General features: G+C 62.9%; 12 protein-coding genes. 2 read left to right on the top strand and 10 right to left on the bottom strand.

All coding sequences use genetic code 11. The annotated features are described in order from the left end of the window. Positions 1 to 18 precede the first annotated feature (18 nt). From WC815_23330 to WC815_23285, 10 genes are all read right to left on the bottom strand, one after another. Positions 19 to 2,193, bottom strand: a complete 2,175-nt coding sequence (locus WC815_23330) for an ATP-binding protein (protein MFA5911722.1) — start codon at positions 2,191 to 2,193, stop codon at positions 19 to 21. Between the two features lie 79 nt (positions 2,194 to 2,272). Beyond that, positions 2,273 to 3,673 (bottom strand): hypothetical protein, encoded by a 1,401-nt coding sequence (locus WC815_23325; GenBank protein MFA5911721.1) that lies wholly within the window; start codon positions 3,671 to 3,673, stop codon positions 2,273 to 2,275. Between the two features lie 11 nt (positions 3,674 to 3,684). Next, positions 3,685 to 4,734 carry a tyrosine recombinase XerC gene (locus WC815_23320; protein MFA5911720.1) on the bottom strand — a complete coding sequence of 350 codons (1,050 nt, stop codon included), beginning with the start codon at positions 4,732 to 4,734 and terminating at the stop codon, positions 3,685 to 3,687. Continuing rightward, the gene (gene trmFO, locus WC815_23315) at positions 4,719 to 6,068 is read right to left on the bottom strand and encodes a methylenetetrahydrofolate--tRNA-(uracil(54)-C(5))-methyltransferase (FADH(2)-oxidizing) TrmFO (protein MFA5911719.1); all 1,350 of its coding nucleotides are present in this window, start codon (positions 6,066 to 6,068) and stop codon (positions 4,719 to 4,721) included. The genes WC815_23320 and trmFO overlap by 16 nt, the downstream gene beginning before the upstream one ends. A 66-nt stretch (positions 6,069 to 6,134) precedes the next feature. Next, positions 6,135 to 6,362 (bottom strand): hypothetical protein, encoded by a 228-nt coding sequence (locus WC815_23310; GenBank protein MFA5911718.1) that lies wholly within the window; start codon positions 6,360 to 6,362, stop codon positions 6,135 to 6,137. Beyond that, entirely contained in the window at positions 6,359 to 7,012 is a 654-nt protein-coding gene (locus WC815_23305; protein MFA5911717.1) for a hypothetical protein, read from the bottom strand. The genes WC815_23310 and WC815_23305 overlap by 4 nt, the downstream gene beginning before the upstream one ends. Before the next feature lie 217 nt (positions 7,013 to 7,229). After that, on the bottom strand, positions 7,230 to 7,964 hold the full coding sequence (locus WC815_23300; protein ID MFA5911716.1) for a hypothetical protein: 735 nt from the start codon (positions 7,962 to 7,964) through the stop codon (positions 7,230 to 7,232). Positions 7,965 to 8,073: 109 nt separating this feature from the next. Further along, complete coding sequence (locus WC815_23295; protein MFA5911715.1) at positions 8,074 to 8,721, bottom strand: NYN domain-containing protein; 648 nt, start codon at positions 8,719 to 8,721, stop codon at positions 8,074 to 8,076. After that, positions 8,718 to 9,575, bottom strand: a complete 858-nt coding sequence (locus WC815_23290) for a DUF3825 domain-containing protein (protein ID MFA5911714.1) — start codon at positions 9,573 to 9,575, stop codon at positions 8,718 to 8,720. The genes WC815_23295 and WC815_23290 overlap by 4 nt, the downstream gene beginning before the upstream one ends. A 127-nt stretch (positions 9,576 to 9,702) precedes the next feature. Then, the gene (locus WC815_23285) at positions 9,703 to 10,560 is read right to left on the bottom strand and encodes an IS1 family transposase (GenBank protein MFA5911713.1); all 858 of its coding nucleotides are present in this window, start codon (positions 10,558 to 10,560) and stop codon (positions 9,703 to 9,705) included. 73 nt (positions 10,561 to 10,633) lie between these two features. On the opposite strand from WC815_23285, the gene WC815_23280 reads away from it, so the two are divergent. Further along, on the top strand, positions 10,634 to 11,794 hold the full coding sequence (locus WC815_23280; GenBank protein MFA5911712.1) for a hypothetical protein: 1,161 nt from the start codon (positions 10,634 to 10,636) through the stop codon (positions 11,792 to 11,794). 90 nt (positions 11,795 to 11,884) lie between these two features. Next, positions 11,885 to 12,301 (top strand): hypothetical protein, encoded by a 417-nt coding sequence (locus WC815_23275; GenBank protein ID MFA5911711.1) that lies wholly within the window; start codon positions 11,885 to 11,887, stop codon positions 12,299 to 12,301. The last annotated feature ends 448 nt before the right edge of the window (positions 12,302 to 12,749 follow it).

The raw sequence follows: 12,749 nt of genomic DNA, 5'->3' as shown, positions 1-12,749 counted from the left end.
AAAAGTTACCAACCGCAATTATCCCTTCGGAAGCGGTCCCGGCGAAAGGGCCTCGTCGAGGACGCGGCGGACCGCCTTGGCGAGGACGCCGGCTGAAAACGGTTTCGACAGCAGCATGGCCGCCTTGAGGTCGTCGGGCGTCACCACGTCGGCGGCGTAGCCCGACATCAGGATCACGCGGATCGAGGGGCGCGCCGCCCGGAGCCGCGCCGCCAGTGCCGGGCCCTTCATGCCCGGCATGACGACATCGCTCAGCAGCAGGTGAATGGTGCCCTCGAAGGCGTCGGCCACGCGCAGCGCTTCCTCGCCGCTGGCGGCGGCGATGACGACGTAGCCGCCCCGCCGCAGCGACTCGGCGGCCAGCAACCGGACGGCGTCTTCGTCTTCCACCACGAGCACGGTTTCCAGGGGACCGTCGGGCTTCACCCGCGGCGGCGTGAGGTCCTTCGGTGTCGGGGTTGGCGCCGGCTGATCGGGCGCGCGCGGCAGCAGCAGTTCAATGGCCGTGCCGGCCCCGAGCGTGGACGTCACGCCGATGTGGCCGCCGCACTGCCGGACGAACCCGTAGACCGTGGACAGGCCAAGCCCGGTGCCCTTGCCGTGCGGCTTGGTCGTGAAGAACGGCTCGAACATGCGCGCCCGCGTCGCCTCGTCCATGCCGGTCCCCGTGTCGGTCACGGTGATCTGCACGTAGTTACCGGGGCGGACATCCCCATCCGGACGCCGCTCGCCGAGGGGACGCGCCGCGTTGCGCGCCGTAATCTGCAGCGTGCCGCCGCCGGGCATGGCTTCGCGGGCGTTGATCGCCAGGTTCAGGATCGACTGCTCGACCTGCGCCGGGTCGGCCAGCACCGGCCACAGCCCGGGCTCGGCATGCGCGATCACCTTGATGTCTTCGCCCATCACGCGGCGCACCAGCATCAGCAGGTTGTCGAGCATCGCGGCGAAATCGAACTGGTTGGTCTGCAGTACCTGGCGCCGGCTGAACGCCAACAGCTTATGGGTCAGCGCCGCCGCGCTGTCGGCGGCACGGCGGATCTGCAGCGCCTGATCGCGGATCGGCGAGTCGGCCGGCGCGTCTTCGTGGATCAGGCTGGCGTAGCCGAGAATGGCCGTGAGCATGTTGTTGAAGTCGTGCGCCACGCCGCCGGCCAGCTTGCCGATGGCCTCCATCTTCTGCGACTCGGCCAGCTGCCGTTCGAGCTGCCGCTGCCCTTCCTGAGTGCGGCGTTCGCGACGCGCCAGCAGCCAGCCCGCCAACGGCAGGATCACCAGGAGCACCGCGGTCAGCGCCAGTTGTCCCGTGGCATTGCGCTGAAACTGCGCCGCGACGAGGTCGTATTGGGAAGACGAGGCGGCCAGCCACGTCTGGTCCGCGGCGGTCAGCCTGGACCAGGCGTGGATGCGACGGCCGTTGCCATCCCCCAGGATGGCAATGCCCTGCGGCCCGTCATGCCGGTGCGCATCGCTCGCCTCTGCGGCAAGGCCCGTCTGGCCCGGTCCCATGCGCACGCCGTACTCGGGAGTCGTCAACCCAACCACGAGTTGGTCGGCCGCAGATTCGGCAATCGCGGGGCCCAGGTACACCTCAACGAGGCGGTTGACGTCAATGGCGAGACCCAACATGCCGTTGAAGTCGTTCCGCGGATTCGGGTTCTCGCCGCTCGGCGATGTCCGCCACACCGGAGTGCTGATCACGCGGACGTGGTCGGGCGCATCGTGGAGCCACCAGGCGCGAGCGATGGTGACTTTGCCTCGGTTGGCGGGGTCGCCATTCCACCGCCATCGTTCCGGATCAAGGCCCACCCGCGTCCCGTTCTCGATCAGCCGGCCGCCAGGCTCCCAGTAGTACAGCCGGCCTTCGGCGTCGATCCGGACGATGTAGCGGACCACGCCGATAGGGTTGTCACCAAACGCCGCCTCGATGCGCTGTCCGAGGAACGGGATGTCAAGGTTCTGCACGCTCGGCAGGCTGTTGAACTGGCGCAGGAGGGCCGACAGGCCGCGGATCTCGCCCTGGATGCCCACCGACGCGGTGCGAACCATCGCGAGTTGCTGCGTGGAGTGCTGGGCAATGGCGCCGCCCACCGCCGAACGATAGATCACGACGCTCAGCGTCGCGACGACGAGCAGGGCGGCAACGGTGCCAAAAAAGATGGCACGGGTCACCGCCGACGAAGGCGAGGGGGGCATCGCGGCACCCACACTATAAGCGGTAACGGCGCCGGCGAAGCGAACTTACCGCCGGCCAGCACGGGCGTGGCCGGTGCGGCTACGGCGTCCGGACGGTGATCGTCACACCAATGCGGTCGGGTTCGCGGCCGGTGAACGCGACCGGTCCGGTGACCGGCCAGCTGCCGCTCACCCAGGGGAACGGGTTCGACACGTCCATCCAGAAAAAGCTGACGTTGACCAGGCGGTTGACGTCGACGTAGCCGCGGACCACCAGCTCGCGGTCCTTCTTGCCCATCGACACGCCGTACAGGCTGTTGAGTGACAGGTACTGGATCAGGCTGTCGTCGCGCGTGAGTTCTTCGCGGACGACGCTGGCGCCGACCCGGATCTTGGCGGCGATTGGGGCCTCGAGCTGCGCGCCCATGAAGTAGCCGGGCTTGTCGATGCCGGCCAGGTCAGGAATGCCCACCAGTTCACCGGAGGTCAGCGTCGGCCCCCACCTGTACTTAGCGTACTCGCCAAACACCGAGGCCCACGACGTCGGCGACAACTTCACGCTCACCACCAGCGCATCGTCGTTGCGCTTGGACGCCCAGTAGCTGGGCAGGCGCTCCACCTTCGAACCGGTGTAGCCCTTCTTGTAGGCCGCGCGCACGTCGATCGCCTTGATCGGCGTCAGCCGCACCGAGGCCGCCACCGTGACGGCGCTGTTGGTGTCGAGCGAGGTGTTGACGAAGTAGAACCAGTCGTAGTCCTTCTCGCGGTTGCCGTCGCCCAGCACGGCCATCACGCCGGCATCGAAAATCGCGCGGTCACCGCGCTTCGCCGAAAACGCGAGCATGGCGCCGAAGTTGGCCTCGGCGTTCAGCCGTGTGATCCGCGTCATGTCCTTGGCGGTCGCGGCGCCGACTTCGCGCGGCGCAAAGCCAATCGGCAGAATGAAGCGGCCGCCGCGCAGCGACAGCGAATCGGTAATGCCCCAGTCGATGTAGCCTTCGCGAAGAATGCCCTGCTGCGTGATGTAGTCGAGCGAGAAGGTGTTGTAGGTGTCAACCCGCTTGAGGCCGTCTTCGACGTCGCACTTGACGATCGGGCCGATGGCGGCGAACAGGTTGGGGTCGTTGGGAAAGAAGTAATCCTTCTCGCCGCACGCCGGCCGCGCGTTGGTTTCGCTGACCGGATTCACCGACACGAAGAAGCGAACGTGGTCACTGACCTTGCCGGCCGCGCTGAGAATCGCCATGCCGACACGGCCCTGCTTTTCGAAGCCCAGGGCAGCCTGCGCGCCGTCGTGCGACCAGCCGGCCACCACTTCGCCGCCGAACTTGAAGCGCTCGCTCTGCGAGAACTTGAAGCCGAAGAAGTCAACCACTTCGCCGGGAGGATCCGAAGCCGGCGCGGTCTCTTGCGCGAAGGCGGGAGCAGCGGTGACGAGGGTGAGGAGCACGAGCGCCGTACGAAGCGACCGGCGCTGGACGAGAAATTTCGAGAGAGGCACCTTGCGAGATTCTACTCGCTCTTGGCCGACTTCGTCGCGCCAAAGGCCTGTTTCGCCGGAGCCTCTGGCGAAGGCGGGCGGGCCCCGGCCGCGGCGGCGGACGCGCGCGGGTGCGATTTGCGATAGACGTCGATCAGCTGAGCCGCGTTGACGTGGGTGTATCGCTGCGTCGTGCTGAGCCGGGCGTGGCCGAGCAATTCCTGGATGGCCCGGAGGTCGGCCCCGCGCTGCAACAAGTGCGTGGCGAAGGTGTGACGCAACGCGTGGGGGCTGATGCCCATCCGCGTGCTGCAGAGCGCGACGTATCGGCGGAGCATGCGGTCCACGCTGCGGCCGGTCAGGCGGGTGCCCCGGGCGTTGAGGAACAACGGATCGGCCTGAGGCCGGTGGTTCCTGACCGGCTTGCGCGGCGCCATCGGCCGCCGGCCGGCCACCCGGCCCTGCCGGCCGGCGAGTATCGCGGCGCGGTCGGCCATCCAGGCCCGGAGCGCCGCCAATGCACTCTGGTTGAACGGCAGCAGGCGTTCCTTACCGCCCTTTCCCATCACCCGAACCATGCGGCCGGCGAGGTTGAGATCCTCGAGGTTGATCCCGACCAGCTCGCTCAGCCGCAGCCCCGAGGCGTAGAACAACTCGAGGATGGCGCGATCGCGGCGGCCCAGCGGGTCAGCGGTGCTGGGCGTCTCGATCAGCCGGGCCATCTCGGGCTCCGAGAGATGCGTGGGGATGGTCTGGTCCCGCTTGGGGGCGACGGCCATCGCCGTGGGATCGTGCTCGATCAGGTCCTCACGGCGCAGGTACTTCACAAAGGTGCGGAGGGCCGACAGCTTGCGCGCCACGGATGAGCGGGCCTTGCCCGCCTTGTTCAGCTCGGCGAGGTGCGAGCGCACGGACGTGAGACCGAGATCGGCCGGCGTCAGTTCCGAGATCTTGCGGCCCTGGTCGCCGGCCACCCACGCCAGGTACTGCGTGATGTCGCTCTCGTAGGCGCGCACGGTGTGCGGCGAGACGTGCCGATTGAGCTTCAGATAGGCGAGGAATTCCTTTAGGAGTTCACGCATCGCCAGGCGTCCAAGTCAGCCAACGCGCGCTCGGCGATCAGCAGCTTCTTCTTCATCTTGTCGCGCGGCGGGTCGTCGAGTGGCGGCATGATGCCATGCGTGATGTTGGTGGGCTGGTAGGTCGTCGGATCCGCGTGCGACACGTAGTACGCGAGCGAGCCGATGGCCGTGGTCCGCGGCGGCGCCTGCGGCGTCTCGCCACGCGCGAGGGCCGCGGCGTTGCGGCCCGCGACCAGGCCCGACGCGGCGGACTCGACGTAGCCCTCGACGCCAGACACCTGGCCGGCGAAGAACAGGTCCGGCCGGTGGCGCGTTTGCCATGTCGGCAACAGCACCTTCGGCCCGCAGATGTAAGTGTTGCGGTGGACCATGCCGAAGCGCACGAACTCGGCGTTCTCGAGACCGGGGATCATCTTCAGCAGCCGGGCCTGGTCGCCCCACTTGATCTGCGTCTGGAAGCCCACCAGGCTGAAGTGATCGCCGGCCAGCGTGTCCTGGCGCAACTGCACCACCGCATAGGGCAACCGGCCCGTTCGCGGATCCTTGAGGCCGACCGGCTTCATGGGGCCGAACCGCAGCGTGCCCTCGCCGCGGTGCGCCATCACCTCGATCGGCAGGCAGCCTTCGAAGAACTTGGTGTTGTCGAAGTCGTGGACCGTCGCCGACTCGGCCGAGACCAGCGCCGCGTAGAACGCGTCGTACTCCTGCCTGGTCATCGGACAATTCAGGTAGTCGCCTTCGTCCGTCTGCTCCAGCGCTTCACCCGGGTTGGCGCTCCACACGTTGCGGCCCCAGCGCGAGGCGCGGAAGACCTTCGACATGTCGATGGATTCGGCGAGCACGATCGGGCTGATCGCGTCGTAGAACGACAGGTGCTCCTCGCCCACCATCGCCTGGATGTCTTTCGACAGCGCGTCGGAGGTGAGCGGGCCGGTGGCGATGATCACGGGCGACCATTCCGGGCCGGGGACCTTGAGCACCTCCTCGCGCGACACCGTGATCCGGGGGTGCGCCTGCACCGCGTCGGTCACGGCCTTCGAGAATGCGTGACGATCGACGGCCAGCGCGGCGCCGGCCGGCACGCGCGTGGCGTCGGCGGCCCGCAAGACGATGGAGCCGAGCCGCCGCATTTCTTCCTTGATGAGTCCGACCGCGTTGTCGAGCTTGTCGGCGCGGAAGGAGTTGCTGCAGACCAGCTCGGCCAGGCCGTCGGTCTGGTGAACCGCCGTCGGCCGCACCGGCCGCATTTCGTGGATGGTGACGTCGGCGCCGATCTCAGCGGCCTGCCAGGCCGCTTCGCAGCCGGCCAGACCGCCGCCAATTACATGAATCATTCACTCCGAGTGTAACTCGGCGGCGGACACCCAATCACTTCTTGGGGCTGGGCACGTGCTGGTCGATCAGGGGATCAACCAGTTCTTTGCCTGATCGCCGCCGAACACTCGAAAGCCGAGTTTCTCGTAGAACGCGCGCGACGCGCCGATGTCTTTGACCGCAAGACTCACCGAGAAGTTGCCGAGCCGCATCTGCGCCTCCCCTGATGCCTGGTTGGTTGCCGGACGGGTCACTTGGGCGGTAACGAGTCCGCCCAGGTAGACCGCGAGTACTCCCACGATGGACCGCGTCATCGGTTTCTCCTGCCCTTCTGCTCAGCTTGCACAGCACCTGGTGCGCGCCCCTGCGCGCGATGGTCGGCCTGACGCCTCGGCTTCAGCCGCGGCGGCGCGGTGATCAGATTGCCCGCCGTCGGCTGCAAGCCGTTAGCCGGTACTTCGGATGACTCTCTGATCTCCCTTACGGCCAGGATGAAGGACTCAATCTTCGAAATAAGCTGGTATGTTCGTTTGATTCCAAGGCGAATCTTCGGAGGTTCCCAATCGGGTCTTAAGAATCCGCGACGATGCTTAAAGATATTCACGGCCTTTCTCATTTGTTCTGCTTCGCGAGCTCGAGTCAAGCTCGCTAGCTCAACCCCGAAACGTCGTTTGAAAAGACCACTCATACTGGGGAACGTCAAAAACGTCACATCGCTACGAAATAGCGCTTTGCGGACCTCCCGTTCCCATCTGTTGACAACAGCGATGCTCGACGGTGGAGGGCGCTTAGCGCGTAATGACTCCCAGTCTCGCTTGTTCTCCTCGATCCACTCAGGCAGGACTGCAAGTTGCAGTTCATGATCCACGGCCGAGGCGAGGTCGAGGTACACGGCGCGCAGAGTCAACTGTTCCACTTCGTCGAGGTCGCGTTCAACTGCGTGACGTTTCTTCTGCGTCTTCACGTTGGCTGAGAGCTTCTGTCGACTCTCCAACGCTTCGCAGACCAAGGTCAAGAAGCACCGCAGAACTCGAAAATCGAGGTTCTTCCTCCGCCTAGGCATAGATCCTCCGCCCAGCGCCTCGGCTTCAGCCGCGGCGCACCCAATATCATGTCGCGCGCCGACGGCTGCAAGCGGCTGTTAGGCGGAGCCGTTGCGAACAAGGATGCGCAGACCTAGCTCACTCGTCGGACCACACGATTTCACTTGCGAGGTACTCTCCAATAACTAGCTTGATCCGGATCTCCCCACTTGTGTCAATTGCGTGATACCGGTAACGACCGTCTTGAACATCTACCCAGTCATTGACGACTAGGCCGGTAGTCGACTTTTCGCCATCGCCTGACTCAAGAACCAGCTGGGTAACGAGCAGCCGCTGCAACGCACGCGACCCGACCTCGCCGAACGTATCAGCAACGTAACCTGCCTCGTACGAATCGCGCTCGTCGTCGGCCATGAGACCAATAGGCCAAAATCGGACGGAACTGGGCTCGTGTCGGCAGGGTTGACTGAGTTCGTATGCCGCATGACCGCGCGCCAGCTTCAGAAGGACATTGCGAACACGCTCAGGCTCGATCCCGAACTGCGTGCGCCCGCCCTGGTTCGTCTTGACCGCCTCCAGTCGAGCGCGTAACGCCGGGGACCGCTGCAGAATGCTCGCGACACCCGGACGGCGGATTCGAGTCGGATCGGTAGTGCCCGCAAGAACCGATTCAATCAGACAAGCTAAGTACTCCTCATCTCGGGAGAAGCCACCGTTGCAATCGCGACATGCCCCCACGACTGGGAGATTTTCCGGAAGGGGAGGATCGAGAAACACACGAGAAGGGACATGGTCGCGCGTCTCGTCTCGGCCGCCGCAGTAGATGCAGCCGTTGATGAGGCGCTCGTCAGCGTAACTCTTCAGTTGCTCCATGGTATATGCAGTATCTCGTCCGCCTAACAGTTCCAAATGAGCCGCGCGCCGCCGCGACATGATTGCACGGGACGGTCGGCGCGCGGCCCATTTGGATGTTAGGCAGCGGTCAATAGACCTTCAGCGGAGAAGGCAGTTGAGCCACGATTCGCCCTGCCAAGTTGACAATCTTAGCAACGGCCGGTGGGCCGTAGTACCCGCCCTTCACAAACGTGACGGACTTGAAGAACTTGTCGAAATCGTGAATCCGAATCTTGGCACCGTAGGCAGTCGAGAGCTTGCCGAACGCTGGCGAAAGGGCGCTCTTCCACGACCAGATCTCGACTTGCCAGCCGCGCTTCAATGCCCGCTCGGCTTGAAGAGCGAAGCCGGTCCCGAATTGTGAGACCCGACCGTCGCCCGTAACAAGAACGAGCGCCTGCGCTTCCGCAGAATCAAGGAGGAGATTCGCGACCTTCAGGTGAAGCAACTCATCGACGCCTTGTTCGCCCAAACGGCCGTCGCCCTTTTCAATCTTGCGCAGCAGGTTGGTTTCGTACTTCATGTCCCGCGCGTAACTCCAGAGGTCGTCGTTGCCAGGAGGAACCGACCCAGCCAAGACTCTCGAGCCTACCTGCTGACTACCCTCGACCAGCAAGGCGAGATTTCGAAAGTGAACGCGGAGGGCGGGCCATGGGACATGCCTCTCGACGCGAGCCGACATGCTCTGGGCACCGCCGAAGATGTTCGAGTTGTCGATGAAGACGTGGTGCGTCATGAGATGTTGCCTCGCTGGTCCGTGATCGGCAACCAGTCGCTTTCAGGTCTCGCAATAAGACGAGCGTTGTTGTACGCGCGATCAAGGGGCAACACGGTGAAAGCCCGATACGCGCGCTCTTCGCGCTCGACTACCAGAGCCAGATCGGCGCGCGCAGGGCTCTCGAAACAGAGAGGCAGCAACAACTGAATGCGCCCGGGTTCTGCACCCTCATGCCCAAAGTAGAACTGAGGAATCGCAACCTTGTAGTTCATCTGCGCGCGCTTCCCCGCCTCGGTCACGGCCCCTTGCAGCATCATTCGGCGCCGATGCGAATTGTCGCGCAAGTCGGCCGGATACCGCTCAAGGTTCTCGTCAAGAATGTGGTCTAAGTTGGGAATGAGCTCGCGATCTGGGTCATAGATGAGCTCACCGGGCTTGTCGAAGTATCGAGCCGCTCGCGGACGGCGCGCGAAGAACGCCATCCTTCGGTCGCTCTCGACAACGAAGTCCCTCAGCACCCAAGGTTGACGGGCCGGATCACGATTCGCTTCGAAAAACGCGTAGATCGGCTCGTAGTTGGGAGTGAATAGACCAGTATTGAAGGCCGCAATCTTGCCGCGCGCCGCATCTGCGCCTTCCTCGATCTTGCCTTCCTGGTGAAGCCTCTTAAAGGTGTATCGAAGGTAGTTGCCAAGAATGACGAGGGGTTGCTCGGTGTCGAAAGACCAACGCTCATGCTGAGCACGGTCTGCAAGCTCTCGAAGGCGGGAGTAGTAGATTTCGCTCTTCGGAATGTCCGCATTCTTTGCAGGCATCCATGCGAAACCGAAAAGGTCGTCGGCGGGTTTGCGGAGTACGGGCGTGGTTTCCATTCTTCTCTTCCTTTAGTTAATGAGCCGATTCGATTAACGCTGCTACACGGCATTTTGTCCGGGTAGCAGGGCCAAGATAGCACCAGCTTTGGGCGTTGTGCAAGTGGTGCGTCGAGGCGGTAGTGTCTCAGTTTGATTTCTCCGGCGCCAGCACCTGATCCACCAGGGTAACGATCTCGGCCATGTCCCAAACGCGGTCGGTCAAACCGGCTTGCATGGCCGGGGTCACGCGCAACGTCTTGTGAACCTTCAGCCAGTTATAGAACACCGTGTAGATCGCCACCATGTGAATGTGGTTTTCGAGTTTCTTTGAAAACCCGTTGGTCAGGCGCGTAAATCGGCGCATGTGCATCCGCATGGTGAGGTTCTGGCGCTCCGCGAAGCTGGTCGAAATGTGCTTCGGGTCAGGGTCGCCAGTGATCGGCGTCGGGATGCAACCAGTGCATTCGGCAGGGCTGTAGCGCCGCTGGTCTTCGACCGACGCCGTACCGTAAATCTTAATGAGCTGGGCGAAATCAACGTCCATACCGAACGCCTCTTCGACGGCCACCAGATACGCCTTGTGGCCGTCGCTGGTGAGTTGTACCCGGTTCGCCAGACGCGAACGAAGGTCATTCATGAACGTGATCGCGTAACCGGCATCACGGCCACCTACGAGCCATGAGATAACGAGCTTGGAATCAGCATCGATGCCGGTCCACGTCCAGGTATCGCCAGCGCCCGCGACAGCCTCCGCGATCTTCTCGGTGACGTTCTTCCGCTTGGCATATGTGAACGACCAGATTTCATCGACCTGGACCCGCTTCGCCTTCACGCCGCGAACCTGATCCTCATGGAACGCCGCGCAGACGCGGCCAGCGTCAACCAGGAGCTTGGAAACGGTGTTGATGGACACGTCGGCCAAGCGCGACACTGAGCGCATCGAGTTCCCCTCACAGAGCATCGAGAGGATTTGTGCGCGCTTGGCGACGGGCAGCCGGTTCATAAGTAAAAGGTTAAGCCCAGACCGCTTATTTGTCAAGCATTAAGTTCAGTTTGCAGTTTTGTGCAAATTGCGCTTGACCGCGCCTTTTGTGGGGCGTAGTCTCTGGGAAGTGGATTATTCCGGCTTCCGAACCCCTGGCCAGCTTATCGACGCGCTACTGACCGAGCGCGGATGGACGAAGCGCGTCCTCGCCATCGTCCTGAAGGTTGACGAGGCAACAGTCACTCGGATGGTCAAGGACCAGCGGGTCATTGATGCCCCGATGGCGCTTCAACTATCTGAGGTGTTTCGCGTACCCGCCGAAGCGTTCCTGGACCTTCAGCAGGACTTCTCTCTCGCAGTGGCGAGATTCAAGACAGCACCTGATCCCGGCCGCGCTACACGCGCCACGCTTTTCGGTGATCTTCCAGTCGCCGACATGATTAAGCGCGGATGGATTGATGCAGCCATGACAGACCCGCAGGGCGTAGAGAAAGCCTTGATCCGGTTCTTCGGTGTCTCGTCGGTTGAAGACATTCCGGTCCTTCCTCATGCGGCAAAGAAGACGGCCGTCGCGACTCCTGCATCTCCGGCGCAGATCGCTTGGTTGTACCGAGTTAAGCAAATCGCGGCTGACATGATGACCGCTAGGTATTCGCCCACGTCGGCGCGTTCGGCCGTAAAGCGCCTCGGTGAGCTAAGGGGTGACGCCGACGCAGCCCGTCATGTCCCGAAAGTTCTAACGGAGTGTGGCATCCGGTACGTCATCGTCGAAACCCTGCCGACCGCGAAGATAGACGGGGTTTGTTTTTGGCTGGACGACTTCTCGCCCGTGATCGGAATGTCGTTACGATTCGACCGAATCGATAATTTCTGGTTTGTGCTGCGACATGAACTTGAGCACGTCATTCAGCGTCACGGCGCTGGCGCGGCCATGCTGGATTCTGACATTGATGCCCAACTCCAAGGCGTAAACGAAGAAGAATCCGTTGCGAATGCCGCTGCGGCAGACTTCTGTGTGCCGAGTGAACAACTCGACAAATTCATTGCGCGCAAGAGTCCCTTTTTCGCTGATCGTGATGTTCTCGGGTTCGCCAAGACAATCAAGGTGCATCCAGGGTTAGTAGCGGGACAGGTCCGACGATTTACGGGCAAGTTCAACATCCTCAGCGATCATCTTGTGAAGATTCGGTCGATAGTGACTCCAAATGCGATGGTGGACGGCTGGGGCGATGTTGCTCCGGTGGATGCGTAGTCGCAACGGGAAGGAATAACGATGGCTGGTAAAAGGCAAGAGCTTGCGCGTTGGATCTATGAGTACCGGCGAACCACCGGAATAAAGGAAGTGGACCACCACAACCTGGCGACCTGGCTGAAGAAGCGCGGCTGGCCGATGCCGGTGCCGGCTGACCCTGTGGACATGCTGGCGAAGCAGTTGTCTGAGGTTGCGCGACTTGAAACCAGGAAGGACAACGTTAGCGGCGAAGACTACCGGGCCTACCATGCCTTCACCGTGCCTCAGCCGAACGGGCAGCAGTTGACGCTTTGGGTGGACATCGACGAAGCGACCAGATCACAGATGCGGAAATCCGGGATCAACAAGCGGGAACAGATGGTCGGAGAGGCGGTTCGACACACCATTGATTTCGACCATTGGAACCGGATCAATCCGGACCAGGAGCCGCTTCAGTTTCCGCTTGATTTCACGGACGACGTGGAATGGCGCAGGAACGCGCCGGACGAGAACGAGAAGGCGAGCTAATCCTTCTTCCAGCGAGCCTGAGCGGCCACCTTGGCGATGTCGCGGCGTTCGGTAGGGGTTAGGGCTTTGGCTCTCGCCCGCCCGCCGCGCTTGCCTCCGGCGACACCCTTTGCGGGAGCAGACTCGTCGGCATCACCAGTCGCGATTCGCATCACCAGTACTGCGTTCTTAATCACGTCGGCGGGTCTTTTCTGGCCCTTTGGTCCTTTCGGCATCGCAGGGCCAGCATACAGGCTGAGGGTCAGTCCGCGCTAGAGCGCCTGATTTCAAACTGAGACACTACCGTCGAGGCTGCCTAACGGCAGGGCTGAGTCGCGGCGCGCTGAGTTGACGGCGCCGAGCTCCAGCCCGTCTTAGGTTGACCTGCCGGGTTTCTTCGGACCAATCGTTACTGGAGAATGGCCCCTTCGGGGTTAGTTAGTACGTTCGGTTCTTCTGCCCTGACTTC

Source organism: Vicinamibacterales bacterium (assembly GCA_041659285.1).
GTDB lineage: Bacteria > Acidobacteriota > Vicinamibacteria > Vicinamibacterales > UBA2999 > 12-FULL-67-14b.
This window is presented reverse-complemented; position numbering and strand designations above follow the sequence as displayed.